The sequence below is a fragment of the Alkalihalobacillus sp. BA299 genome (assembly GCF_017745675.1).
Lineage (GTDB): Bacteria > Bacillota > Bacilli > Bacillales > Bacillaceae_F > Alkalihalobacterium.
Genome location: NZ_JAFLJM010000010.1, coordinates 174,109 through 200,424, shown reverse-complemented (window position 1 = coordinate 200,424; position 26,316 = coordinate 174,109). Strand labels below are relative to the sequence as shown.

Sequence of the window (26,316 nt, the reverse complement as noted above, 5' to 3'; positions counted from 1 at the left end):
GCGGAAATGCCTTGGTCAGATTTGCCGTGCATTGGAGCTTCAGAAGGCGAAGTGGTCACACTTCAACTGAGGAAGCGAAATGACACAAAAATCTAGGCATTGAAGCTGGACATTGAAAAGCGTTGAACTTGATCTAGCACATTATCCAGTTTTGAGAGAATCACTCTCAATAATTTAAGCAAGAAATTTGAGGCGGCAAGTTCACGAGTAGCGGAGTGTACGTTTGAAGGGTACATGAGCAACACAGTGGACGCAGTCAACGAAGAAATTCGCCGCTTATCAAAATTCGTAGAGTCTAGTGGCGATAGCGAAGAGGCCACACCCGTTCCCATGCCGAACACGGAAGTTAAGCTCTTCAGCGCCGATGGTAGTTGGGGGCTTCCCCCTGTGAGAGTAGGACGTCGCTAGGCATAAAGCACAATCCAATAGGGTTGTGCTTTTTTTAATACATAAAAAAAGGATGGCGAAATTCATTTAATGAGTAAACGAGGCGTAAATGTCATTCACTGTCCACGTACAAAATGAAAGATGAGCAAAAAGGGTATTATGGGATGGACCCCGAGCAAAGTCTACAGTCGGTTAGCTTCGCTACAACTGAAAATGAATATTTAAATGAATTTTCTAAGAAGACCCAAAAGATAAAGCTGAACTAACTTAATGATGTTTGTCGGCATAGAAAATGTGCTCAGCTGCCAATGTTTTTCCTATCCTCAAAAGGCCGTAGGAAAAGTTGGCTTGTCTTCGTTTATCTGTTGCAGATCCTGGGTTAAACAGTAGTATATCATTTACTTTTTTTAAAACAGGAATGTGTGAATGGCCAAAAATGATACAATCAACAACATCTTCTTTAAAGGCTGCTAACGCTCGCTTTTCTGTTGTTAATTTCTGTCCATGCCCATGAAAGACCCCAATTTTATAATTCCCAATTGGTAATATGAGTTTTTCTCCAAACCGCTGTTGAATTTCAAGGTCATCAACGTTTCCAGTTACTCCTTCTACTTTTGCATACTGAGCTAGTTCTTCGTACACGTCCATCGTTTGCCAATCCCCTGCATGAATAATTAAATCTGTATTTTGTAAATCTTCCACTAGTCGAGCCGGTAATTTTTTCGCTTTTTTAGGCATGTGTGTATCTGATATAACTATAATTTTCATCGTGGAAACTCCTTTATAAAAACGGTATAGCCATTTTTTATTAAAGTTTATCATAATAACCTGAAATAATTTATTTTTAGGAGCATAGAGCTGGTCAGACCTCATTGTTTTCGGTTTTTTGCCAAGATCTTATATTATTCTCGAAATTTACCAACTATATTTCATGTCCATAAAGAAAAATAATAACGTAAGAAATAAGCAGAAAAGGAGCTGACGATAATGAACAAAAGATATCTTTTGATTTCTATCATCGGATTCATGGTATTGCTTTTAATTGGATGTGGACAGTATGGTAGTAATGTTTTTGAAGCTGATCAAGGGGCACAAATACAAGGAGACGATGTGAGATATGGCCAGGTTTCGAGCCAAGAAACTACGATACCAAGTAAAGAGTATCCTCATACGAAACCTGTTCAAGTGCAACACGCAAAGTATGAGTTTATTGTTACAGATGGACATGAACAACATCAAGGAGGAAATGCTGCACAGTTAACTCGACAAGATATTGAGCGATTATTACCTAACGATATGGCGCGACTTCTTCCAGAAGGAGAACAATTATCTCATGAAGATATTGCAAAGCTGTTACCAGAAGGTGCTCAGTTAAGCCCTGAAGATATTCAACGACGTTTACGAGAAGGAGTTACACAGCAGCCAGGAGCACCGCAACAGACTGCGCCACAGCAGCCAGGTACTGCGCCGCAGCAACCTGATGCAACACCTCAACAGCCTCAGGAACCGACAGAACAACCTAAAGAAGAGCAAGCAACACCTACAAAGAATGAAAGAGCCGAAGGAATTAGTGAAATTGAACAGCAGGTGATTAACTTAACGAATGCAGAAAGAAGAAAAAATGGACTGTCTGATTTACAAGCAGATACTTCTTTAAGTAATGTGGCAAGAACAAAATCAAATGATATGCAGGAAAATAATTATTTTTCACATACGAGCCCTAAGTATGGCTCTCCGTTTGATATGATTAGAGACTTTGGTGTTGACTATAATGCAGCTGCTGAAAATATTGCACAAGGACAACAAACAGCAGAGCAAGTCGTACAAGCATGGATGAACAGTGCAGGCCACCGAGCTAATATTTTAAACGGAAACTTTACGCATATTGGAGTTGGACATAACAGTAATGGAAATTACTGGACACAGATGTTTATTAGCCGTTAAGTGAATATTAGCAAAAAGTGAACCTAATTGGGTTCACTTTTTGCTAGGATAGTACGAAAGCCACACCATGTTTCGGTTATTTTTGTGGATGAAGAAATAAGGTTTTTCCTCTATAATAAAGAGATGATTTTCGATTTAGGGGGAAGACATGAGTAAAATTGGATATATGTTTGTCGGAGCACTGTTTACGCTAATCATTTCATTTGGTTATGTCGTTTTTGCAGATAGCTTTAATTCTACAGAGTCTGTAATAGATCAAGATAAAGGGACTGTAAAAAATAATAACGAAGCTGAAGGTATTTCTACTTCCAGTGAAGTAGAAACAAACAAAGATGATCAAGAAATGTTTGAAGTCGTGAATGAAAATCCAGTGTATGTCCTAGCAAATCAGAACGAAAATGGACAAGATAGTAGCACTTTTAGTAAACAAGATGTTGTCCATTTACCTTCGCCTGAAGAAGAAGCAAAGGAAATACCAACAAAAGAGCTAAAGTACATGGAAAACGTAGTTGCACCATCTAATTTCTTAAAGGATATCGATAAACTTGAAATAGAAATTGAAAATGATCAAATTGAAATTGAGATTATGCAAGAACGTAAGAAGAAAGAGGTAAAGACTGAAGTTGAAATTGAACTAGAAAATGAAAAAACAAAATTGAATGGAGAAGAAGCAGAAGAATTTGTTGCACAACTGTTTGAATCTGTTGTGATTGAATCACAAGAGGACTTACAGCTTGCTGTAAAAAACATGCTAGCATCATATGGAGTGGATATCGATACCGTCGAAATGGAAATTAAAGTTAACACAAAGGATAAAGAATATGTATTCAAAAATCAGCCGTAGCTTCAATAATTGTTGATATAACAATAAATTATGAAAGCCCAAATCAATATGAGATTTGGGCTTCTAATGGATACGCTAATCCCCAGGTTTCTCCACGACAACCAGGACTACTTCCAATATAGCACCTTCTTTTTTATTACACTTCTATAGAAAGTCCTACCAAAATACATATTTCCTAAAAAAGTAAATAATAATATAGTATGATTAATTTGTTCTAATCAATAATAAGAACTAGAAAATGGCTAAAAAATTGCCCTAGTAAAAAAGTGTTTCTTAGAAGTGAGGGGTAAAAATGAAAGCTAGACGAAAAATGCCAATGTTCATTTATGTGTTAATAATCATCATTTTAATTTTATATATAATTATTCGCTAAATGAGAAACAAAAAAGGAACGGACTATTGACTTAGGGATCAGTAGTCCTTTTTGTTTTGAAGTGCATCTAGGAGAAACTTTTATTTATTCCGTTTATCTAGCACAGAAACCCAATAATTGAAGTTTCACTTTTTTGATCATTCTCATGTATAAAATGCCTTTTTGAATAAAAAATAACATGGTACTAAATGAATAAGGAGATGACTATGTGATAAAGAAAGTATTGCAGTGGTTTTTAATAACTGTTTTTTTGACGGGTTTTTTAGTTCAAACAAATATTGAAGCTAAGGCGAATGAAAAGCATGCTGATGAGGTCAATCAAGAGTGGTGGTTTAAAAAAGATAAAGACAACCCTAGACAAGTTGAAGGTTTGCCTAATCTAGAGGGTGGAGATGAAGAAGCGGTACGACGCCCAATCTCCAATATTGTTCTACAGCAGCAGTATCCAGATACAGTGATATTACGTGGTCCTGATACGGCAAATCGAGTAGCATTAACCTTTGATGACGGTCCTGATCCTCGCTATACTGAGCAAGTGTTAGATGTACTAGCCCAATATAATGTCCCTGCTACTTTTTTTGTAATGGGTGCTAGAGCAGAGGCGTATCCTGACATCGTTAGGCGGATGGTTAACGAAGGTCATATTGTCGGAAATCATAGTTATTGGCATCCAAACTTAGTAGATGGGGATATACCTACCCTTGAACACGAAGTCAACCAAACGGAGGAAGTGCTTAACAATATTATTGGGTACCGACCAAGTCTATTTCGTGCCCCATATGGATTTTTAGATAATCAAGCGGTTGAAAAATTAGCAGAAATGAACTATAACGTCATTGGCTGGTCGCTTGATACATTAGACTGGCGCGAACCACCACCAGAAGATATTGCCTTTAGTGTATTAAGTAATATTCATCCAGGGGCAATCGTTCTATTACATGATGGAGCAGAATGGGACGGAGATCGTACAAATACCGTACAATCTCTGCATCAGATCATACCTGAACTTCAGGAGTTAGGCTTCGAATTTGTTACAGTTCCAGAGCTATTAAACATTCCATATCAGAAGTAGCAGCAAAAAATAGGAAAGGAGTGCTTGGATTGTCCACTTCTAATCAACCTCATAAAACGTTTCCTGAACAGCATCAAAACCAACAACCAGGTATTGAATCGCAAATGAACCCGCATCCGACTGATGAAAATTATAGCTATCAAGGTTCTGGGAAATTGCAAAATAAAGTAGCAATTATTACTGGAGCCGATAGTGGAATCGGACGGGCCGTAGCGATTGGCTTTGCAAAAGAAGGAGCAGACGTAGTTAACGTGTACTTGAGCGAGCATTCGGATGCGGAAGAAACGAAGAAGCAAGTCGAAGAAGAAGGGCGCCGTTGTCTAAATATTGCTGGAGATTTAGGGGATGAAGCGTTTTGTCAGCAAGTTATTACAATGACGATCAATGAATTTAATCAACTTGACATACTAGTCAATAATGCAGCAGAACAGCATCCACAAACGGATTTTGAGAGCATCACTAGTGAGCAGTTAGAACAAACATTTCGAACAAATATCTTTTCATTTTTTTACTTAACAAAAGCGGCATTGCCACATTTAAAATCAGGAAGTTCCATTATTAATACAACTTCCGTTACGGCGTATAAAGGTCATGAAAAGCTGGTTGACTATTCTGCAACTAAAGGGGCAATTGTTACATTTACTCGTTCTCTTTCTCTTTCATTAATCAAAAAAAGGATTCGTGTCAATGGAGTTGCTCCTGGCCCAATCTGGACTCCGCTTATACCGTCTACCTTTACGCCAAAAGAAGTATCCGAATTCGGAAGCACGACACCGATGCAGCGCGCAGGTCAGCCGGTGGAACTGGCACCCGCGTACATTTATTTAGCAAGTGATGATTCCTCTTACATGTCTGGTCAAATTCTCCACCTCAATGGCGGTGTCATCGTAAATGGATAAAATTATTTTACTTTCATTATTGTATTAATGGGTGCAAGAGTTAAATAACAGAAGTTGTCGTTCTAAAACAAGAACAATTAGGTTTAGCATAACAACGATTTTTTTGTACATGGCATTTATTGAAATTACTTCTTTTTTGAAGCTTCTTACATTAGCCATTACAGGTTTAAGTAGTTGTTTTTGTCAAACTAAATTTAAAAAGAAGCTTCAGCTCAATGCTGGAGCTTCTTAGGATTATTTTTTAAACTTTTCCGGAAACTGTTTCACAACTCCCGAAGAGATAGCATCTGCCATTAAGATTATATGTGTAACCCCTTCATCAATCGAAACGATTCTCGCATCCCAATTTTTTTCTAAGCTCGCTGATAAGTCATTTGTTACTAATTCCAAATGCATATATAGTAATTTTTTTAGGTCTTCATTCTTTAAATGAGGGTTAGCACCACTAAGGAAAGCCGCTATATCATCAGCATTTCTATACCATTCTTTGTTTTGTTTATATACCATGTCTTCTTTCCTGTTTTTAGCTGCATCTACGATCTTGCCGGCAATAACAATATGCTCCTTAAACAAATCCGTAAGTTTGTTCCCGGCTTTCTCACCGTATAACGGCTTTACAGCATTACCGATATCCTCCTGATTTTTCAGAAGTCTCGACAGTACCTGCTTTTGATCCTCAGCTCCTGCTGTTGTTGCACTTGTAATATAATTACTTGTCCACAATACATGATCAATCCAAAGTCTCCGAAATTCATTTTTGAACTTTACCTCTGATTGGCTCATACATTGTTCCTGTGTTTTAGCTTCGGCACTAATTGACCCAGCTAACATGTTTAGAAGACATAATAAAGTCAATCCCATCAACAATAATTTTTTCATCAAACCTGCTCCTTCCAAAATGAAAAGTTTCTTTCTTATTATTGGTATAGGGGATTTTTTCATTCCTCAAAGTGTAAGAGTTACTTGAATAGGAGAAAGACATGGGAAGGTTACCTTTTGATTAACTTTGAATTATCATTGTTTTTTTAGTAAAAGAATATTATTTTTTTACAAGAACAAAAAAGTGATGAAACCAAACCTTATTATATAAACAACAAGGTAAAAAGTGCCTTAATTGAATATATAAACTTAGCTAAATTAAAAGCAGAAGATTACCTTTTCAAGTCACAGAAAAATAACCAACCAATAACTCGCCAACAAGCCTATCGAATTATTAATACTGTCGCTAGAGAAGTTGGCATTTCTAAAAAAATAGGTACACATACATTACGGAAAACATTTGGATACCATGCATACAGTAAGGGAATTGCAATTTCTTTATTACAGTCTATCTTTAATCATTCTTCTCGTGATTCAATGAAGGATTTGCATGGATGATGCAAATTTTAATGTTTATTATTTTGGGCTTATTAGTATTCCCTTCACAATTCCTATCAATAGATATTATCCTTAGAGGTCTCTTGCTTTCTATTATTCTAATTTTCATTGCTCGTCCTGTTGCTGTTTTCCTCTCGACTGTAAAAATGGGATTCGATTTAAAAGAAAAAGTTTTTCTTTCTTGGGCAGGATTAAAAGGGGCAGTTCCAATTGTACTCGCCACGTTCCCAATGACAATGGGACTTGAAAATAGTCAGTTATTTTTTAATGTTGTATTTTTCGTAGTATTAACTTCAGCTTTGATTCAAGGTTCAACAATTTCCTTTATTGCTAAGAAATTAAACTTAAATGGTCCGAGGAAAGTGGAAGCACCTCATTCTTTGGAACTCGTTTCTATTGGAAAAGCAAACGCTGAGATTATTGAATTTGTTGTAAATGAGCAGGCAATTATTACAGGGCAAAAGTTAAAAGAAATAACATTCCCTAATGATGTTCTAATAAGTGCGATTATCCGCACTGGTGATTTAGTAACCCCACATGGAGAAACAAAAGTTCAGCCAGGAGATATTCTTTATATTCTTGTATCAAAACAAAGAAAAAAAGAATTGAAATGTTTTTTGAATAAAAGTAAGGAAGCTGTTATTCCGTCAATTTAAGAAGTAACGGGTGTAAGAGTGTAAGAAGGGCTGCTGGTTGGCAGCTCCTATTCTTGTTGTGCTAAGGAGGCGTTAGTAGAATAAGAAAGGACATAACATATTTTATATGACTATAATGTTATATAATTTAATTTATCTAATCTTTATTTAATTTAGGTCTTGATAATTATTTATTCAAAATAGCTTTTTTTATAGGGGCTATTTCTTTAATGAAGGTTTTTGTAACTGAATCATTATTATAAAAGAGCTTATTTATAACTTGAATCTTCTGAAAAAACAGTATACTATAGTTTTAGATACTGACCGGTTGGTATAGTGTTAGAAGTTTATATACTACGGTAAGGCTTCTTGTTATGTTTTGTAAACGCTTTCTATATTTATTATCAAACGTTTGAAAGGGTGTATGCAAAAAATGGGGAAATCTTTTGAAAAAGTGATGTCACTAGATAATTTGATGCCAAAATTTGATTCAGTGGAAGAGGAAAGGGTCTATTTAAAGCAACGGTTAGCAGCTGCGTTTCGACTTTTTTCAAAATTCGGATTTGATGAAGGGGTAGCTGGACATATTACTGTACGCGATCCGGAACAAAAAGATCATTTTTGGGTAAACCCGTTTGGCATGCATTTTAGCCAAATTAAAGCATCAGACTTAATACTTTGTAATCACGATGGTGATGTAGTGGAAGGAAATCGTCCAGTCAATCGGGCAGCATTTGCGATTCATTCTCAAATCCATGCGGCACGTCCTGATGTGATCGCAGCTGCACATGCTCACTCTATCTACGGTAAAACATGGTCAGCTCTTGGTCGATTACTTGATCCGCTTACACAAGATTCGTGTGCATTTTATGATGATCACGTGTTATTTGATGATTACACAGGAGTCGTATTAGATACAGAGGAAGGAAAACGAATTGCCGAAGTACTTAAAAATCATAAGGCTGCGATTTTAAGAAATCACGGCATGTTAACGGTTGGTCGATCAGTAGATGAAGCGGCGTGGTGGTTTATTACAATGGAGCGTTCATGTCAAGCTCAGCTAATGGCAGAAGCTGCTGGAGCCCCTGTTTTAATTAATAGTGAATATGCTAAGCTGACGAGTACGCAAGTAGGCTCTGAAATAGCGGGATGGTTTAGCTTTCAACCACTTTGGGATCGAATTGTAAAAGAGCAACCTGATCTAGTGGATTAAACGATTGCTAGTTTAATAGTAAGAGGAGATTTTTACTGTTAATAGAGCTAAATTAATAAGTAAAATTTTTCCTGTATTATCCCTCTTGAAAGGTCAAAGAAAGTCAGATATAATAAAAATACAAAGTAACTAATCCAACCCCATTACACATGGGGTTTTATAAGAAATAAAAGGTCAAATATAGTCAAAGTCAAAAATTGAATTTTAAATCCAAACCTAAGAGGAGGTAGTTAAAATGTTATGTCAAAAATGTAAAGTGAATCAAGCAAATATTAAATTGAGTGTTATGGTTAACCAACAACATCAACAAGTTCATTTATGCTCTAAGTGTTACAACGAATCGTATTCATCACTTGGAGCGAACACTTTAAACTTCAATGATTATTTTAACGATTTCTTTTCAGCTGCAAGTCCATTCCAAAATGGCGGGCATAAGCAAACGGTGAAACAAATGCCGCCTCAGCAAGCAGGTGGGAACAGCTTTTTAGATCAAAACGGACGAAATTTAACTCAAGAAGCAAAAGAAGGCAGAATTGATGCGGTTATTGGTCGAGATAAAGAAATTGAGCGCACAATTGAAATTTTAAATCGCCGTAACAAAAATAACCCTGTACTAATTGGGGAAGCAGGAGTTGGTAAAACAGCGATTGCAGAAGGTTTTGCACTGAAGATTGTCGAAGGTCAAGTGCCAGCTAAATTAAAAAACAAACAAATATACACACTAGACTTGAACGCACTCGTTGCGGGTACGAGCTATCGCGGTCAGTTTGAAGAAAAAATGAAAGAACTCATTACTGAATTACAGCAACGAGAAGATGTTATATTGTTCATTGATGAATTGCATATGATGGTTGGTGCAGGAAGCTCTTCAGAAGGATCAATGGATGCAGGAAATATTCTAAAGCCAGCATTAGCTCGTGGTGACTTGCAAATCATTGGTGCAACAACACTAAAAGAGTATCGAATGATCGAAAAAGATCCAGCCCTAGAGCGTCGTTTCCAGCCTGTAATTGTTAAAGAACCGACAGAGGAGGAAGCGTTTGAAATTTTAAAAGGAATTCGTCCAACCTATGAAAAATATCATAATGTAAAATACTCTGACGACGTCCTAAAAGCTTGTGTGACGCTTTCGAAGCGTTATATCCAAGACCGCTTCTTACCTGATAAAGCCATTGACTTATTAGATGAAGCAGGCTCTAAGCTAAACCTCTCACAAGAGGAAACGGATAAAGGTCATATGCAGCAACGATTAAAAGAGATTGAACATCAAAAACAATTGGCTACACAACAAGAATTATATGAAAAAGCAGCAAAGCTTCGTGATGAAGAATTAGAAATCAAAGCTAAGCTAGCGAATGAACAAACGAAGGAACCAACTACAGAAGTGACAGTAGAGAACATTCAAGAAATTATCGAAAAAAGTACAGGTATCCCTGTGAGAAAACTGCAAAAAGATGAGCAATCGAAAATGAAAGATTTACCGAAAAGACTTGCGGAAAGAGTCATTGGGCAAGAACAAGCGATCGAGCAAGTTGCTAACGCGGTTATGAGAGCTCGTGTAGGATTAAAACCGAAGCATCGCCCAACAGCTTCATTCCTGTTTGTTGGACCTACGGGTACAGGAAAAACCGAGCTGACGAAGACACTTGCCAAGGAGCTGTTCGGAAGTAAAGATTCAATGATCCGCTTAGACATGAGTGAATATATGGAAAAACACTCTGTTTCTAAATTAATTGGTTCACCTCCAGGCTATGTTGGCCATGATGAAGCAGGGCAATTAACTGAACAGGTTCGTAGAAATCCTTATTCTATCGTTCTACTAGATGAAATTGAAAAAGCACACCCAGATGTCATGAACGTTTTCCTTCAAATCATGGAAGACGGTCGACTCACAGATAGCCAAGGAAGAGTTGTGAATTTTAATGAGACAGTTATCATCATGACGTCAAACGCTGGGGTAACGGATAAGAAAAAACCTGCGATCGGCTTTGGTTCAACTTCAACTGAAGCAGAAACGACGACTCAACTCGAAATACTCAAACATTATTTTAAACCAGAATTCTTAAACCGAATTGACTCAATTATTGAGTTTAAGCATTTGACCAAAGAAAACCTTGTACAAATTGTTGATATTATGCTTGATGAGCTAAAAGGATCGTTACAAGAACAAGGCATTTTAATCGATGTAACAAAAGAAGCAAAAGACAAAATCGCAGAACTTGGATACCACCCAGAATTCGGGGCAAGACCATTACGTCGTGTAATCCAAGATCAAATTGAAAATCAAGTAACCCAATTATTGATTGAAAAAGAGCAAATCGAAAAAATTACTGTAAACGTTGAAGATAACCAAATTAAAGTAAGTGAATAAGGAAAGAGGCTGCCACGGCAGTCTCTTTTCTATACCTAAAGTCGTATAACTAGAAAACGTCATCCATAAGTTGTAAAATGAATATCTGAAAGTTTATAAAGTATGTAATAAAAGCGCATTTACATAAAATTTGTAGCTTCATATAGAAAAATTTGAGAGGTGAAATTAATGTCTCGAAAACAATTAAAGGATATTAAATATTCTGTATTAGACTTAGCTCCGATTGTCAGTGGAAGTACGGCAGCAGATTCTTTTAAAAAAAGTTTAGACCTTGCCCAGCATGTGGAAAAGTGGGGGTATCACCGCTTCTGGGTGGCTGAACATCATAATATGCCTGGCATTGCTAGTTCAGCAACATCGGTATTAATCGGATATATTGGAGCGGGTACGTCAACGATTCGCGTCGGGTCCGGTGGGATCATGCTCCCTAATCATGCTCCACTAGTCATTGCTGAACAATTTGGAACACTAGAGTCGATGTATCCAGGGCGTATTGATCTTGGGTTAGGACGTGCCCCTGGAAGTGACCAACATACAGCGTTTGCATTAAGGAGAGATTTACGAAGTGGTCATGATTTTCCGGAGCAACTAGATGAATTACGAGCATACTTTGACCCGAGTTCTGTTGCTGGCCAAATGCAAGTTCGGGCGGTACCAGGCGAAGGATTACATATTCCTATTTGGCTTCTTGGTTCAAGTGGATTTAGTGCACAACTGGCAGGGAAGCTCGGTTTACCTTTTGCATTTGCCAGCCATTTTTCTCCTGAGTATACGATCCCTGCACTGAACTTATACCGCGAAAGCTTCCAACCGTCAGATGTATTATCTGAACCGTACGTAATGGTAGGAGTGAATGTCATTGCTGCTGATACGAATGAAAAGGCTCGTTGGCTATCAACATCCCACCAACAGTCATTTCTTAGTCTCATCAGAAATCGCCCAAGTCAATTACAACCGCCGATTGAATCGATGGAACAGCTTTGGACAAGTACGGAGAAAATGGCGATTGAAAAACAATTAGGCTCATCGGTCGTAGGCAGTCCAAAAATGGTTAAAGCAAAACTCCAAAACTTTTTGGATGAAACGGGCGCTGATGAAATGATAATCAATAGTCATATCTACGATCACGAAGACCGGTTACGCTCTTATGAGATAGTTAAGGAAGTATGGAATGACGAGGAAAAATTTTCTAAATAAACTGAATGAAGAACAAAATATTTTTTAGGTATTTAGCACAAAACTTATAGACAGCTATAAGCAAGTTCAACATATAAAATAAAAAAAAGTACCAGGCGCCTATACTACTTTAAAATAGTAAAGGCGCCTGGACTTACGTTATGCTACATGGCTATTATCTTTCTTATTGTTTGTAAATATTTTTTGATCTAAAGCATATAAGTGACTACCACTAAGGATCAGTGCAACGGACATAGTGAAGAAAGCCAAATCAAGTTCATAGCCAGCCATTTGACCATTTCCTAAAAATCCAATCGGTAGTTTTACTGTAATAAAAGCTCCTAGCATTAGTAAAGCAAATAAACTAGCAATCACCCGTGTACCTAGTCCAAGGATAAGAGCGATACCACCGACTAATTCAATCGTTGCTACAACATAAGCTAAAAATTCAGGAAGACCAATACTACCAAACCAACCTGCGATATTGCCAATCCCACTTTGAAACTTATCAAGCCCATGAACAAAAAAGCTTAACCCTAACACTACACGTAAAATCAATAAACTCCACTCATATTTCTTTTCCATTTTTTACAACCTCCATTATATTTAATAAATTACTTACAAAAAGAAACCAAATAGTTAAAATAAAGAGCTACTCAAGTAGCTTCCTTAAAATTCAAAACATATATGGCTAATTGTCCCTAATTCGTAGCCACGATATAACAATTTTGGTGTTTTTTCTCCAGCTCTTCCAAGCCTCTTTTCGTGTCTAATTGACTAGCAATCCCGTTTACTTTTAACATTTCTTGAAGCTGTGAAGCGACTTCTGTTGAGCCTTTTGCTGGATATTTGATGGCATACAGTTCCTCGGAGAACCCACCAAAATCATAAATCGTCTCATAGGTGTTATCTATAGACGAGATCGTAGCAACATCGTTTTCCCAATGAGCGGTAAAAAGGACAATGGCTTTAGGTTTTCCAATTTCTTGCCCTAGCTTTTGCAGAAATTGAGTGTAATCATTGTTCTCTATCGCAAGTGTTGGCGCACCATGACTAATAAAATAAGACATTATATCTCCACCTCCTAGGGTTTAATTAAACTTATTATTAATCAATAAGTTACTTTTAGTAACCAGTTACTTTTCGTAATTAAATATATAATGTATAGTGCAGATTGTCAAGCCGCTTTTAAAAGAAGAAGGGATAGTTATCGATCGTGTGTTTAAAAAATGGGAGAATGCCTAATTGGCATTTTCCTTATTTTCTGTAAAGACTAACTGAAAAGGGAAGATGTTCCTTTTGTTGAGACATTATGTGGTTCACTTTTGACAATAAACTAAAAAATAGTATCTCTATGTTATAATAGCGCTGGAACATAAAGCTTTAGAAGAAAAAATTTGAATTAATACTTAATAATATTATAATTATTGAAATTATGTTTTTAACTAACAAGTAGATATTTGAAATATGTTAGGAATGATTCCATGAATTGGACTCCAAATCGGAATGAAAAAAAGCCAATCTATAAACAAATTGCGGAATATATTGAAGGTGAAATTTCTTTAGGGAATTATTCGCCTAATAGTGTTTTACCATCTGAAAGAGAATTAGCTAAGAGGCTTTCGGTTAATCGCAGTACAATTGTTGCAGCCTATGATGAGCTTCAATCAATTGGATTAGTGGATAGAGTAAAAGGTAGTGGAACAAAGGTTAGTGGAGATATTTGGGGCTTACTTAATAAAAGAATTCCTAATTGGAACAAGTATGTTGAAGATGGTTCATTTCTCCCGAATTTTCCTATTGTCCAGCGACTTCGTCAACAAACTCAGGAAAATGACATTATTAATTTAGTTAGTGGGGAATTATCTTCTGATTTGTTCCCAGCAGAAAAACTGCAACAAATAATAACTTCGGTTTCTTTTAGGGAACATTTGGGTTATGATCACCCCCAAGGAAACGAATTTTTAAGAAGTACAATAGCACTGCATGTAAAAAAATATAAAAATATTGACACGAGTCCGTCATCAATTCTGATCACATCAGGGGCTCAGCAAGCGCTACATCTTATTGTCCAAGGTTTACTCAAGCCTGGAGATTCAGTTGCAATTGAAGATCCATCCTACTGTTATTCTTTACCTTTATTTCATTCAGCAGGATTAAAAATTTATCATTTACCAGTTGATGAAAAGGGTATAGATCCAGAGGATTTAATAGATGTCCTTCGTAAACATCGGATTCGAATGGTCTTCGTTAATCCAGATTACCAAAATCCAACTGGTACGGTTCTCAGCGAAAATAGAAGAAAATACCTTCTTGAGTTATCAGCTAAATTTGGAATCCCGATTATAGAGGATGACCCCTATAGTTTAACTGCTTATAATGGAAAGGTGAACCCCACTCTTAAATCAATGGATTCAAACGGAAATGTGGAGGTTTTTTTATTTTTTTCGGAATATTTTTAGTCAATTGGAAGGTTATCTTAAGAAAGAGTAAGGATAGAGTAAAGGTAGCTTAAATAAAGTATACTAGTTTGTCTTAGCCTACAACTTATTAGAGGGATACAAGATTAGGCTAGCAAGTAGATTGAACCTTCGGATGAAGATATGGGATACTAAACTGAAGAAGGGTTTGGTTAAAGCAATGGGGACTGTTCAAAATATCACTAGAGAAGTAATGCTATCATTAGTTAGGCTTGGGTGTTTGACAAAATTTTGCGGTAAATGATTTGGTTCAATTCGTTCTTTCTCATCAACTAAAATGATTAACCTTTCAATAATATTTCTAAGTTGGCGAACATTTCCTTGCCAAGAGTGCTGGAGAAACAAATACATGACTTCTGGATCGTTTTCTGGAATTGGCGTTTTATATTTAATAGAAAATTCTTGTAAAAATAATTGAACGAGTTCTGGGATGTCTTCTTTCCGTTCTCTTAGTGGGGGAACCGCTATTGAGATGACGTTCAGACGATAAAATAAATCTTCGCGAAACCGACCATCCTCTATCATCCTATCTAAATCACGATGTGTTGCAGCGATAATTCGAACATCTGTAGGAATTGGTTCGGTACCACCGACTCGGTAATATTGCTTTTCCTGCAATACACGAAGTAGCTTCACTTGAACTTCTAACGGTATTTCCCCGATTTCGTCTAAAAAGACCGTTCCACCCCTAGCCGCATTAAATTTTCCTTTTTTTCCTCCTTTACTGCCCCAGTAAAAGCGCCTTGATCATATCCAAAGAGATCACTTTCAATTAATGCGGTCGATATGGCCCCGCAGTTAATCGCAACGAAAGGGCGGCTGCCCGGTGACTCGATTTATGAATCGCTTCTGCGAACAATTCCTTCCCGACGCCGCTTTCTCCTGTAATTAATACAGTCGCATCGGTTTTGACACTTTTTCGACGAGGTGAAGTGCATCTTGTAGTACAGTGCTTCTTCCTTTGATTTTATTAAACGGGGACAAAGACTGTTCGTTTTGCACATTTCGTTCCAATTCATGCAGTGATGCAGCAGTTGAAGATAATTCGTCATTCAATTTAACAATGTCAGTAATATTTCGCTCCACCGATATGCCGCCAACAACCTCATCATCTACTAGAATAGGAGACATGTTAATTAAGACATGAACGTCAGGCTTCGGTTGGTTGTATTTTTTTATAACCCCTTTTCTGTCATGAATCGTTGACATGAGAACAACGGACTCCGTTTCAAAAAACGTCGTTATCGATTTTCCTTGGACGTCCGCAACAGTTAACCCATACATTTCTTCGGCTTTTTGATTCCAAGAGCGAATTACACCGTTCTCATCTACAACTGTAATTGCATCATCGACTGAATGAAGTAATGTATTGTAGTAGGTTAATAGTAACTTCCACTGCTTCAACATTTCGTTCACTATCTGTTAATATGGAATCCAGCCGACGATTTCCCCTTTATCATTTTCTAGTATGCTAGTAATCTCAGATAGCATCGTTCGATCTGAATAACGCATCATACTTGTATGAGCAGTACGGTTTTCTAAAGGCAATGCTAGTGAAGACAAAGGGATATCAAAACTCATCACAAACCCCTCCCGAAATGACTCGTATAACAATAGTGTATCCGTTTACAACAAATTAGACATAATTGTAAAACATTTAGACGATTTTTACATAATTGTATATTTATTTTTGCGATATATCTATCCCAATATTGATTTTAGTTCATTTTTTGGCTGCTTCAAAGTTGGCACAGTGATTGCAATAAAACAAGTGAGGTGAAAAGATAGACCTTTCACTCGTTCAGTTGTTCTTGAACCAACAGAATGTTCATACCCATATAAAAATTCTTCTTAGGAGTGATTTAATTGTTACCAACATATAAGCATGAGCCATTTACTGATTTTACAATTGAAGAAAATAAAAAAGCGTTTGAAGTAGCGCTTGAGTACGTAGAAGGACAATTAGGGAAGTCCTATGATCTTGTGGTTGGTGGAGAACGCATCTCAACAGAACAAAAAATTACATCCTATAACCCAGCAAATAAAGAAGAGATCATTGGAATCGTTTCAAAAGCAAACAAAGATATTGCAGAGCAAGCGGTGAATGCTGCTTATGAGACATTTGAGTCGTGGAGAAAAACATCCCCAGAAGAGCGTGCCAATATTTTAGTCCGTGCAGCTGCGATTGTTCGTCGTCGTAAACATGAGTTTTCTGCTTATCTTGTAAAAGAGGCCGGGAAACCATGGAAGGAAGCCGATGCGGATACAGCTGAAGCGATTGATTTTATGGAGTACTATGCTCGTCAAATGATTACAATAAAAGACGGGAAACCGGTAAATAGCCGTAAAGGAGAGCACAATCGCTATTTCTATACTCCGATGGGCGTAACCGTTGTAATTTCGCCTTGGAACTTTGCGTTTGCGATCATGGCAGGAACTACGGTAGCACCGATTGTGACTGGTAATACTGTTTTATTAAAGCCTGCGAGTACAACACCAGTTGTTGCTGCGAAGTTCGTAGAGGTTTTAGAAGAAGCAGGGCTACCAAAAGGAGTTGTTAACTTCATTCCTGGAAGCGGTGCTGAAGTTGGGGACTACTTAGTTGACCATCCGAAAACAGCATTAATTACTTTCACAGGTTCACGTGAAGTAGGCACAAGATTATATGAGCGTGCAGCAGTTGTCCATCCAGGTCAAAACCATTTAAAACGTGTCATAGTAGAAATGGGCGGAAAGGATACAGTCGTTGTTGATAAAGACGCAGACCTTGATTTAGCTGCAGAATCGATCGTCGTATCAGCATTCGGTTTCTCTGGACAAAAGTGTTCAGCGGGGTCTCGTGCAGTTATTCATGAGGACGTTTATGATGAAGTTTTAACGAAAGTTGTAAAGTTAACAAAAAATTTAACAGTAGGTGACCCGACGTCAAACAATAATTATATGGGTCCTGTCATTGATGAGGCATCTTTCAAAAAAATTATGGGCTATATTGAAATTGGGAAGGAAGAAGGACGCCTTGTAGCTGGAGGTACAGGTGACGCTTCGAAAGGATACTTCATCCAACCAACAGTATTTGCTGACTTAGATCCACAAGCTCGTATTATGCAAGAAGAAATTTTTGGCCCCGTCGTTGCTCTTTCAAAAGCGAAAAACTTCGACCAAGCCATTGAAATAGCCAATAACACGGAATATGGCTTAACAGGTGCAGTCATTACAAAAAATCGGGAGCATATCGAAAAAGCAAAACGTGATTTTCATGTTGGTAACTTATATTTCAACCGTAATTGCACTGGTGCGATCGTTGGATATCATCCGTTTGGTGGTTTTAAAATGTCAGGAACCGATTCAAAAGCAGGCGGTCCAGACTATTTAGTTCTGCATATGCAAGCAAAGACCGTATCTGAAATGTATTAATCGTAATAGCAGTGGAATGGTAGCATCATTTCACTGCTGTCTACCAAACTGAAATTATAAAAGAATGTTTAGTTAATAGGTGATGAGTTCATTTACGGAGGGGTAAATATGGTATTAGACCAACCTATGAAATTATTCTTTATGTATCTTTCGAAAAATAAGGCGATGAATAATGCTGCAAAACAGTGGGGCTTAAAATTCGGTGCATCTCAAGTAGTCGCAGGACAAAATATCGAAAGCGCCATCAAGAAAGTGAAAGAGTTAAATGCCAAAGGACTTGCATGTACATTAGATCACCTTGGCGAATTTGTTGAGAGTAAGGAGGAGGCGCTAGAAGCAACAGATTATTGCATTAAAACGTTAGAAGCGATCGCAGCATGTGGAGTAAAATGTAACCTGTCATTAAAAATGACCCAACTAGGTTTAGACATTAGTGACGAATTTTGCTTAGAAAATATGCGGTGCATCGTTCAAACAGCGAAAGACTATAACAATTTTGTTCGTATAGATATGGAGGATTACGCACACTGTCAACAAACGTTAGATATTTTGGCTAAGTTACGGCTAGAATTTGATAATGTCGGAACGGTCATTCAAGCATATTTGTTTAGGGCTGAACAAGACATTGTTGATTTACAAGGTGTTTCGTTAAGACTTGTTAAAGGTGCTTATAAAGAGTCTGCAGAGGTAGCGTATCAAGAAAAGAAACAAGTAGATGAAAACTATTTAAATATTATTAAAAAACATTTACAAAGTGGCAGCTACACAGCGATCGCAACACATGACCATCAAATTATTGATGAAGTTAAAAAATTTACGAAAGAAAATAATATCCCGAAAAGTCAAGTTGAATTTCAAATGCTTTACGGATTTCGTACTAACTTGCAACTAGAGTTAGTAAAAGAAGGGTATACAACACGCGTTTATGTCCCATTTGGACAAGACTGGTTTGGCTATTTTATGAGAAGAATGGCAGAACGTCCGCAAAATGTGAGCTTTGCATTAAGAGGATTAATTTCGAAGTAAAAAATTCATTCTATTTTTAGAGTAAGAAATTAAAGGTCATCAGTCATTTAACTCTGATTGACCTTTTTTTCATCTTTGAAGGTTGTTTGGATTATAAATTAAGAATTCAGGGTCTTACATCTTAAATTAGGATCATAAAAACTACATGAAAAACACTTTTTAATTATTCATGCTGTGGTTTTTGTAAACGCTAAAATAAAATTTACAGTTTTCTTTAGAATTTTCCTCGTATTAAAGATTGTTTTGATTTAATCTAATAGTTTTTTTATCTTTTTAAAATAGTGTAAAAAATTGTCTGTATTACAAATATGTGTTTAGGTTTTTAAATGCTATTCTAGAGGGAATATGGTCTTTATACAGGTGCTATCAGAATATAGGATAGTGCCTGTATTTTTAAGTAATATTATTATCCTAAAATAGTAATATCAAAAAAGAAGTTATTGAGTTTAAATATTTACATTTCTATATAATTTTTTATAAAAATCCTATATAACAACATAAAATTCGATTAATGATTAATTAATAAAAACCAAATCTTGTATGCGTTTTCAAAAATATACAAAAACACCCTGATGAAAATCCTATTTTTAAATAATATGTAATAAAATGTTACATTTTTTTAGACAACTCTCAATTTTGTGACTATTATGAAAACAGAAAAGGAGGTAAATACATAGAAAACATAATTCAAATTAAAAAAGGGGTTGAATGAATTGAAGAAAACTCTGTTGTCGTTGTTTACACTTATTGCATTAACTTTAGTTGCTGCCTGTTCATCTGAAGGGACACAATCAAATACCCCTAGTGAAGAAGGAGCTGAAGGTGGAGGAGATGGTGGAACGTTAATCATTGGTATTGAATCTGAAGCTGATGTATTGGATCCACATCGTGCAGGAGGATGGGTAACATTCAGAATTAACAGACAAATTCATGAGTCACTTGTAACAGGAGATTTATCAGATCCAAATGCAATGTACCCTCCAATAAAGCCAGGCTTAGCAGAATCATGGGATATTTCAGAGGATGGTTTAACATACACATTCCATTTAAGAGAAGGTGTTAAATTCCACGATGGAACTGATTTTAATGCAGAAGCCGTTGAATTCAACGTTCGTAGAGCGTGGGACCCAAGCTTTGAATACTACGATGCAAAAAGCGCTGGGAATTTAAGTCTAGTGTATGAAAGAGTAAAGGATATTCGTGTTGAAGATGAATACACTTTTGTATTTGAATTTGATGAACCTTTTTCAGCATTCCTAAGCTTGTTAACACAAGGTGGAATGGGATCGACTGGTATTTTAAGTCCAACAGCTCTGATGGAAGTTGGTAATGACCAGTACGCTGAAAATCCAGTTGGTACAGGACCATTTAAATTCGAATCTCGTGAAAGAGGACAAAGAATTGAACTCGTTCGTAATGAAGATTATTGGGGTGAAAAACCTAAGCTTAGTGGGGTAATTTTTAGACCAATTCCAGATGGATCAGCTCGTGTGTTAGCTTTAGAGTCTGGTGAGGTGGATATAATCGCTGTTCCAACACCAGATAGTGTTGAGCGTTTAGTGGATAGCGGATTTAAGCTTGAGCAATCTGCACCGCCACATTCATGGTATTTGAACTTTAACTTTGACCATCCTGCAATATCAGATTTAAGGGTTAGACAGGCAATTATCATGGCGATCGATAGAGAAGGGATGGCAAAGGATTTATTAAGAGGGACTGCAACCCCTTCAACAAGTGCGCAGGCACCTGCGAATTCAGCATATGATCCTGATTTTATTGATTATGAGTATAATCCTGAAAAGGCAAAAGAGTTATTAGAAGAAGCTGGATATGGTGACGGATTTGATGTTACGTTCCAAACGTCTATCGATGGTTCAGGTCAGCTTATTCCAGTGCCAATGGCTGAATGGATTCAAGCAGATTTAGCAAAAGTGGGCATCAATGTTACTTTGGACACTTACGAATGGATTACGTATTTAGGATTTTGGACCACAATGGAGCCAGAGGTGGGCTTTAATCAAATGTCATGGGGCATGTCAACACCATATTTCCTTTCAATCATCGGTACTGAGAATGGGATAGGAAATGCAGGTAACTACTATAATCCAGAATTCGATGAGCTCGTTGAGAAAGCAATAACAGAAGTCGACCCAGATGAAGCAGATGAATACTGGAAACAAGCGAATCAAATTTTAGCTGATGATGCTGCTTTTGCTCCAATTGTTAATGATACAGCACCATATTTAATGGCTGATTATGTTGAAGGATTTGTTGCACCAAATGAAGAGTGGTACGACCTAATTGATGTGACAATAAACTAAAACGAAAGTAGGTTGCTAGATATTATACTAGCAACCTACATTCTAACAAGATAGGAGGATATGTATGCTTGTTTATTTATTGAAAAGAATATTATCTATCATTCCCATCCTATTAGGTGTTTCATTCTTAGTGTTTTTGATGGTGTACTTGATTCCAGGCGATCCTGCTAGAATTATCCTCGGTCAAGCGGCAACAGAAAAAGCGGTACTTGAATTAAGTGCTGAACTTGGATTAGATCAACCATTTTTCGTTCAATACGGAATATGGTTACTGGACGTTCTTCAAGGAGATTTAGGAACTTCGATCGCAATGCGGATTCCAGTGGGAGACTTTTTATTTCCAAAATTAATTAATACATTAATTTTAACTGCAGGAGCACTTATTATTTGCCTTTTGGGTGGCGTCCTTATTGGGTTAGTTGCTGCGCTAAGAAAGTACACTTTCTTTGATCGTTTTATTATGTTTTTAGCTCAGTTTGGAGCTAACACTCCTGTTTTCTGGTTAGCGATTGTGATCATGTGGTTCTTTTCCATTCAATTAGGTTGGTTACCGTCATCTGGAATGTATAATATGAGAACTGGTCCTAGTTTTGGAGGTTTACTGCAACATATTATTTTACCAGCCTTTGCGACAGCAACAGTATCATTAGCAGTTATTGCTAGGTTAACGCGTAGTAGCATTATTGAGGTGTTAAATGCGGATTATATTAAAACGTTCCGTGCCAATGGGATACCAGAATCTAAAATTATCGGTAAACATGTATTTAGAAATATCCTTCCGCCACTATTAAACATGTCTGGATTACAAATTGGGTATTTGCTTGGCGGAGCTTTATTCGTAGAAGTTGTTTTCTCTTGGCCAGGAATTGGAAGTCAATTATATACTTCTATTAACGCTCAAGATGTTCCGATGATTCAAGCGGGTGTTTTATTTATTGCCATCAGTTTCGTAGTATTGAACTTGATAAATGACCTCATCGTAACGTCATTAAATCCAAGGTTAAAAAACTAGGAGGGTAAAAAGGAGATGTCAAAAAATTTAACTATTGATAAGCAGCCTGTAACAAATACGCAAATTTTTTTAGGGAGCAATGCATTTAAACAATCGATTCGAGTATTCAAAAAAGATAAGCTAGCGATTACAGGTGCTATTATTATCGCAATTGCAATAATCGCTTCGATCCTAGCACCTATTATTGCCCCTTATGATCCAAACGTAACGGATGGATCGAAACGATTAATGGGAATCGGGACAGCTGGCCATATTTTAGGGTTAGATGATCAAGGAAGAGATATACTGAGTCGGCTCATTTGGGGAGGAAGACTTTCATTAGTTTCTGCTATTGTTCCGATTTTGTTCATGTTTGCGGTGAGTCTATCTCTTGGGTTAGTTGCTGGATATTTCCAACGCCTTGGTGAAATCATCATGCGATTACTTGATGTTTTGTTTGCATTTCCAATGGTTTTATTAGCAGTAGCAATTGCTGCGATTGTTGGCTCTGGGATGACTGCGATTATGCTTTCGATCTGTCTTGTTTTATTACCTTACATGACAAGAGTCGTTTACACATCGACAGTAACAGAAAAAACAAAAGAGTATGTTGAGGCAGCTAGAGCTTTAGGGGCTAATAAATTTGAGATTTTATTTAAAGAAATCTTACCAAATGTTGTTTCTGACTTGATTGTTTACGCAACAACGTTAACAGGCGTTATGATCGTTTTTGCGGCAGGGTTAAGTTTCCTTGGACTAGGGATTCAACCACCTGATGCAGATTGGGGGAGGATGACAGCAGGGGGATTATCCGTCTTAACGCAAGGTGCTCCTCATGTGGCGACAATCCCAGGGCTTGTTATTTTAATTGTTGCAACGGCTTTTAACTGGTTAGGTGATGGGTTGCGAGATGCTTTAGATCCATTTAAACGTACACAATAATGAGAGGAGAGATGATTATGACTTTACTTGAAATTAAAAATTTAGAAGTCCAATTCTCTACTCCAAATGGCTTAGTAAGAGCAGTGAATGGTGTAGATTTAAAGATTAAAGCTGGTGAAATTATGGCTCTTGTAGGAGAGTCAGGTTCAGGGAAAAGTATTACAGGTCTATCGATTTTAGGTCTTATTCCTAAACCGAATGGAAAAATTGCCAATGGTTCAATTAATTATGAAGGTATTAATTTAGTCGAGAAAACAGAAAAAGAATATCGCAAAATTCGAGGCAATGATATTGCAATGATTTTCCAAAATCCTTTAACAGCGATGGATCCCTCTTTTACAGTTGGAAATCAAATGCTAGAAATTATTCGATATAGACAGGGACTATCAAAAAAGGCAGCACTTGAAGAAGCAAATAATTTACTGGATTTGGTTGGCATTCATGATCCCGACCGAGTGTTAAACTCATTTCCACATGCTTTAAGTGGTGGAATGCGTCAAAGGGCAATGATTGCAATGGCATTAAGTTGTAAACCTAAATTATTAATTGCAGATGAACCAACAACCGCATTGGATGCCACCATTCAAATGCAGATACTAGCCTTATTAAAAAAGATCAACAAAGAATTGAACACTAGTATTTTATTTATCACACATGATTTTGGAGTTGTAGCCAACCTTTGTGATTATGTATCCGTTATGTATGCTGGGCGTATTGTTGAATATGGAAAGACGCAAGAAATTCTCTCAAAACCAAAGCATCCATATACAAAAGGTTTAATGAATGCTATGCCTGAGACGTCTTTAGACGCACGGGAAACTAATACGACATGGAAGAAGAAACGTCTACAACAGATAGGTGGATCGCCACCTGATTTATTGAATCTTCCTACTGGTTGCAGTTTTTACAGTCGATGTAATGAGGCAACAAGTGAGTGTCAAAATAAATTTCCTAAAGTAAGCATTAAAGAGAATGGTCATTTAGTGCGTTGCTTTAATGAGGAGGAAGCTTATGCATAACTTATTAGAAGTTCAGGGCTTAGAAAAGGAATTCACATTAGGAAATGGTTTCTTTAAAAAAAACTCTAAGACATTTAAGGCTGTAAATGGAATTGACTTGACGATCAAAAAAGGTGAAATTATTGGTTTAATTGGTGAATCGGGTTCAGGTAAATCGACGATTGGGAGAATGGTTTTAAGATTATTAGAACCTTCTTCAGGTAAGATTATTTATGACGGGAAAGACATTACCAACCTTTCTCATAAGGAAATGAAAGAATATTATCGAAAAATGCAAATCATTTTTCAGGACAGTGCTTCTTCATTCAATCCTAGAAAAACAATTGGCGAGCAAATCGTAAATCCAATGTTACGATTGGGAGTTGCTAATAAGAGAAAGGAGGCTGAGGAAGAAGTTCTTAAATTATTAGTAAAAGTGGGTTTAAAAGAAGAGCATTTTGTCAGGTATCCACATGAGTTTTCAGGGGGGCAAAGACAAAGGATCGGCATTGCCAGAGCACTAGCATTGAAACCCGAGTTTTTAGTTTTAGATGAACCGACTTCAGCACTAGACGTGTCTATCCAAGCTCAAATTCTTAATCTATTACTTGATCTTCAAGAGGAGTTTAACTTGACCTACTTATTTATAGGACACAACTTAAGTATCATTAAATTTTTCTGTGACCGTGTAGCTGTATTGTATAAAGGAAGGTTAGTAGAGTTAGCAGATAGTGACACGTTATATCAAACTCCCTACCATCCCGTTTCAAGAATGTTACTTGACTCTGTTTTATCTTTAGATAAAAAGCCGTTGTTAGATAATGTTAATGAAACTACTGGGAGAGGAGGAGGATGTGTTTTTTCTGAAAAATGCGCCTATGCCACAGAAGTTTGTTATGAGGCACATCCAGAAGTTGTACACCTTGAAGGTGGTCATCAGTATGCATGTTATAACCCACCTACAGAAGAGGGAGTTGAATTCCAAGATGAACCACAAAGAAAACTTAGTTAATATTGCTTGCATACAGATGGAGCCAGTATTTGGGGATATCTCAGGAAATACGAGAAAAACAATTGAACTTATCAATCAAGCAAGTAATAAAGGGGCAAATATTATTGTTCTTCCTGAATTATGTAATTCTGGTTATGTATTTAAGAGTCGGATGGAAGCTCTATCGCTTGCAGAAGAGATCCCGAATGGATCTACTATTCAATCATGGCTTCATGCTGCCAAACAAAACGATGTATATATTGTAGCTGGGATTCATGAAAAAGAAGGTGATAAGCTTTATAACTCAGCTGTTCTTATTGGACCTGAAGGCTATATAGGGACGTATAGGAAAAATCACCTCTGGAATGAAGAAAAGCTTTATTTTGAGGAAGGGGATTTAGGTTTTCCTGTGTTTGAGACGAAATACGGTAAGATTGGAATTCTAGTGTGCTATGACATTTGGTTCCCAGAAGCTTTTCGTGTCTATGCTAAACAAGGTGTTGATTTAGTCTGTGTAGCAACCAATTGGGTTCCAATGGCTAACCAACCAAATGAAGAAAAACGAATGGCGGTTCATGTAGCGCAAGCCAATGCGCATATGAACAGTGTCTTTGTTGCCTGTGCAGATCGAGTCGGCGTTGAGCGAGGGCAACCTTTCATAGGTAGCAGTGTGATCGTGGATTCTGATGGCTGGTGTGTTTCTGGCCCTGCAAGCGTTGATAAAGAAGAGTTGTTGCTGGCTACTTGTGACTTATCAAAAGCACAATGCGGAAAATCGAAAACAAAGTTAAATTCTATTATGGGTGATCGACGAGAAGAAATCTATCAAGTGGTAGAAAAAATTAATAATTAAGGAGACTAA

General features: G+C 37.0%; 23 protein-coding genes, 1 rRNA gene and 4 pseudogenes. 19 read left to right on the top strand and 9 right to left on the bottom strand.

All coding sequences use genetic code 11. The features are described from left to right. The first annotated feature begins 294 nt into the window (after positions 1–294). A 5S ribosomal RNA gene (rrf, locus tag J0N78_RS14795) occupies positions 295–410 on the top strand. 244 nt (positions 411–654) lie between these two features. Here rrf and J0N78_RS14790 read toward each other — a convergent pair. Then, a complete protein-coding gene (locus J0N78_RS14790) occupies positions 655–1,155 on the bottom strand; it encodes a metallophosphoesterase family protein (RefSeq protein WP_209123870.1) in 501 nt (166 codons plus the stop codon). A 219-nt stretch (positions 1,156–1,374) separates the two neighbouring features. Here J0N78_RS14790 and J0N78_RS14785 point away from each other — a divergent pair, with 219 nt between their 5' ends. The 4 genes from J0N78_RS14785 (at position 1,375) to J0N78_RS14770 (ending at position 5,519) form a co-directional block, all read left to right on the top strand. Beyond that, the gene (locus tag J0N78_RS14785) at positions 1,375–2,331 is read left to right on the top strand and encodes a CAP domain-containing protein (RefSeq protein WP_247747335.1); all 957 of its coding nucleotides are present in this window, start codon (positions 1,375–1,377) and stop codon (positions 2,329–2,331) included. 148 nt (positions 2,332–2,479) lie between these two features. Next, positions 2,480–3,175: a hypothetical protein gene (locus J0N78_RS14780; RefSeq protein ID WP_209123869.1), complete on the top strand. Its 696-nt coding sequence runs from the start codon at positions 2,480–2,482 to the stop codon at positions 3,173–3,175. Positions 3,176–3,756: 581 nt separating this feature from the next. Then, positions 3,757–4,620, top strand: coding sequence for a polysaccharide deacetylase family protein (locus J0N78_RS14775; RefSeq protein WP_307794948.1), 864 nt, complete (start codon positions 3,757–3,759; stop codon positions 4,618–4,620). Between the two features lie 29 nt (positions 4,621–4,649). After that, on the top strand, positions 4,650–5,519 hold the full coding sequence (locus J0N78_RS14770) for an SDR family oxidoreductase (protein ID WP_209123868.1): 870 nt from the start codon (positions 4,650–4,652) through the stop codon (positions 5,517–5,519). Positions 5,520–5,753: 234 nt separating this feature from the next. Here the strand turns inward: J0N78_RS14770 and J0N78_RS14765 are convergent, their stop codons facing one another. Continuing rightward, on the bottom strand, positions 5,754–6,398 hold the full coding sequence (locus tag J0N78_RS14765) for a glycosyltransferase (RefSeq protein ID WP_209123867.1): 645 nt from the start codon (positions 6,396–6,398) through the stop codon (positions 5,754–5,756). A gap of 159 nt (positions 6,399–6,557) precedes the next feature. Here J0N78_RS14765 and J0N78_RS14760 point away from each other — a divergent pair, with 159 nt between their 5' ends. The 5 genes and pseudogenes from J0N78_RS14760 (at position 6,558) to J0N78_RS14740 (ending at position 12,312) form a co-directional block, all read left to right on the top strand. After that, a complete protein-coding gene (locus tag J0N78_RS14760; protein ID WP_209123890.1) occupies positions 6,558–6,896 on the top strand; it encodes a tyrosine-type recombinase/integrase in 339 nt (112 codons plus the stop codon). Continuing rightward, positions 6,872–7,552 (top strand): annotated as a pseudogene (locus tag J0N78_RS14755) (cation:proton antiporter domain-containing protein); the annotation flags it as partial. The gene J0N78_RS14760 and the pseudogene J0N78_RS14755, both read left to right, overlap by 25 nt. A gap of 412 nt (positions 7,553–7,964) precedes the next feature. Next, positions 7,965–8,744 carry a class II aldolase/adducin family protein gene (locus J0N78_RS14750; protein ID WP_247747334.1) on the top strand — a complete coding sequence of 260 codons (780 nt, stop codon included), beginning with the start codon at positions 7,965–7,967 and terminating at the stop codon, positions 8,742–8,744. 235 nt (positions 8,745–8,979) lie between these two features. Further along, positions 8,980–11,115, top strand: a complete 2,136-nt coding sequence (locus tag J0N78_RS14745) for an ATP-dependent Clp protease ATP-binding subunit (RefSeq protein ID WP_209123866.1) — start codon at positions 8,980–8,982, stop codon at positions 11,113–11,115. A 168-nt stretch (positions 11,116–11,283) separates the two neighbouring features. Next, complete coding sequence (locus J0N78_RS14740; RefSeq protein WP_209123865.1) at positions 11,284–12,312, top strand: LLM class flavin-dependent oxidoreductase; 1,029 nt, start codon at positions 11,284–11,286, stop codon at positions 12,310–12,312. Between the two features lie 138 nt (positions 12,313–12,450). Here the strand turns inward: J0N78_RS14740 and J0N78_RS14735 are convergent, their stop codons facing one another. Both J0N78_RS14735 and J0N78_RS14730 read right to left on the bottom strand, forming a co-directional pair. Then, positions 12,451–12,876 carry a DoxX family protein gene (locus tag J0N78_RS14735; RefSeq protein WP_209123864.1) on the bottom strand — a complete coding sequence of 142 codons (426 nt, stop codon included), beginning with the start codon at positions 12,874–12,876 and terminating at the stop codon, positions 12,451–12,453. 116 nt (positions 12,877–12,992) lie between these two features. Further along, on the bottom strand, positions 12,993–13,361 hold the full coding sequence (locus tag J0N78_RS14730; protein ID WP_209123863.1) for a DODA-type extradiol aromatic ring-opening family dioxygenase: 369 nt from the start codon (positions 13,359–13,361) through the stop codon (positions 12,993–12,995). Positions 13,362–13,775: 414 nt separating this feature from the next. On the opposite strand from J0N78_RS14730, the pseudogene J0N78_RS14725 reads away from it, so the two are divergent. Beyond that, positions 13,776–14,720 (top strand): annotated as a pseudogene (locus J0N78_RS14725) (aminotransferase-like domain-containing protein); the annotation flags it as partial. A 222-nt stretch (positions 14,721–14,942) separates the two neighbouring features. On the opposite strand, the gene J0N78_RS26680 reads toward J0N78_RS14725, so the two are convergent. The 5 genes and pseudogenes from J0N78_RS26680 to J0N78_RS25830 form a co-directional block, all read right to left on the bottom strand. Then, entirely contained in the window at positions 14,943–15,239 is a 297-nt protein-coding gene (locus J0N78_RS26680; RefSeq protein ID WP_483860601.1) for an AAA-type ATPase lid domain-containing protein, read from the bottom strand. Beyond that, positions 15,234–15,494, bottom strand: a pseudogene (locus tag J0N78_RS26675) (sigma 54-interacting transcriptional regulator); the annotation flags it as partial. The gene J0N78_RS26680 and the pseudogene J0N78_RS26675, both read right to left, overlap by 6 nt. Next, positions 15,440–15,660, bottom strand: a pseudogene (locus J0N78_RS26205) (sigma 54-interacting transcriptional regulator). The pseudogenes J0N78_RS26675 and J0N78_RS26205, both read right to left, overlap by 55 nt. Next, positions 15,660–16,175, bottom strand: a complete 516-nt coding sequence (locus tag J0N78_RS25835) for a PAS domain S-box protein (RefSeq protein WP_247747333.1) — start codon at positions 16,173–16,175, stop codon at positions 15,660–15,662. The pseudogene J0N78_RS26205 and the gene J0N78_RS25835 overlap by 1 nt, the downstream one beginning before the upstream one ends. 18 nt (positions 16,176–16,193) lie before the next feature. Continuing rightward, complete coding sequence (locus tag J0N78_RS25830; protein ID WP_247747332.1) at positions 16,194–16,352, bottom strand: hypothetical protein; 159 nt, start codon at positions 16,350–16,352, stop codon at positions 16,194–16,196. Between the two features lie 285 nt (positions 16,353–16,637). Between J0N78_RS25830 and pruA the strand changes: the two genes are divergently transcribed. The 8 genes from pruA to J0N78_RS14680 all read left to right on the top strand — a co-directional run bounded on the left by pruA (position 16,638) and on the right by J0N78_RS14680 (position 26,307). After that, entirely contained in the window at positions 16,638–18,185 is a 1,548-nt protein-coding gene (gene pruA / locus J0N78_RS14715) for an L-glutamate gamma-semialdehyde dehydrogenase (RefSeq protein ID WP_209123861.1), read from the top strand. Positions 18,186–18,293: 108 nt separating this feature from the next. After that, positions 18,294–19,211 carry a proline dehydrogenase family protein gene (locus J0N78_RS14710; protein WP_247747331.1) on the top strand — a complete coding sequence of 306 codons (918 nt, stop codon included), beginning with the start codon at positions 18,294–18,296 and terminating at the stop codon, positions 19,209–19,211. 713 nt (positions 19,212–19,924) lie between these two features. Continuing rightward, positions 19,925–21,532: an ABC transporter substrate-binding protein gene (locus J0N78_RS14705; RefSeq protein WP_209123860.1), complete on the top strand. Its 1,608-nt coding sequence runs from the start codon at positions 19,925–19,927 to the stop codon at positions 21,530–21,532. 64 nt (positions 21,533–21,596) lie between these two features. Then, positions 21,597–22,544 carry an ABC transporter permease gene (locus tag J0N78_RS14700; protein WP_209123859.1) on the top strand — a complete coding sequence of 316 codons (948 nt, stop codon included), beginning with the start codon at positions 21,597–21,599 and terminating at the stop codon, positions 22,542–22,544. A 15-nt stretch (positions 22,545–22,559) separates the two neighbouring features. Further along, complete coding sequence (locus tag J0N78_RS14695; RefSeq protein ID WP_209123858.1) at positions 22,560–23,465, top strand: ABC transporter permease; 906 nt, start codon at positions 22,560–22,562, stop codon at positions 23,463–23,465. 17 nt (positions 23,466–23,482) lie between these two features. Then, positions 23,483–24,484 (top strand): ABC transporter ATP-binding protein, encoded by a 1,002-nt coding sequence (locus J0N78_RS14690; RefSeq protein ID WP_307794947.1) that lies wholly within the window; start codon positions 23,483–23,485, stop codon positions 24,482–24,484. Further along, positions 24,477–25,475, top strand: a complete 999-nt coding sequence (locus J0N78_RS14685) for an ABC transporter ATP-binding protein (protein WP_209123856.1) — start codon at positions 24,477–24,479, stop codon at positions 25,473–25,475. Before J0N78_RS14690 ends, J0N78_RS14685 begins: the two co-directional genes overlap by 8 nt. Beyond that, entirely contained in the window at positions 25,450–26,307 is an 858-nt protein-coding gene (locus J0N78_RS14680; RefSeq protein WP_209123855.1) for a nitrilase family protein, read from the top strand. Before J0N78_RS14685 ends, J0N78_RS14680 begins: the two co-directional genes overlap by 26 nt. Positions 26,308–26,316: the final 9 nt, after the last annotated feature.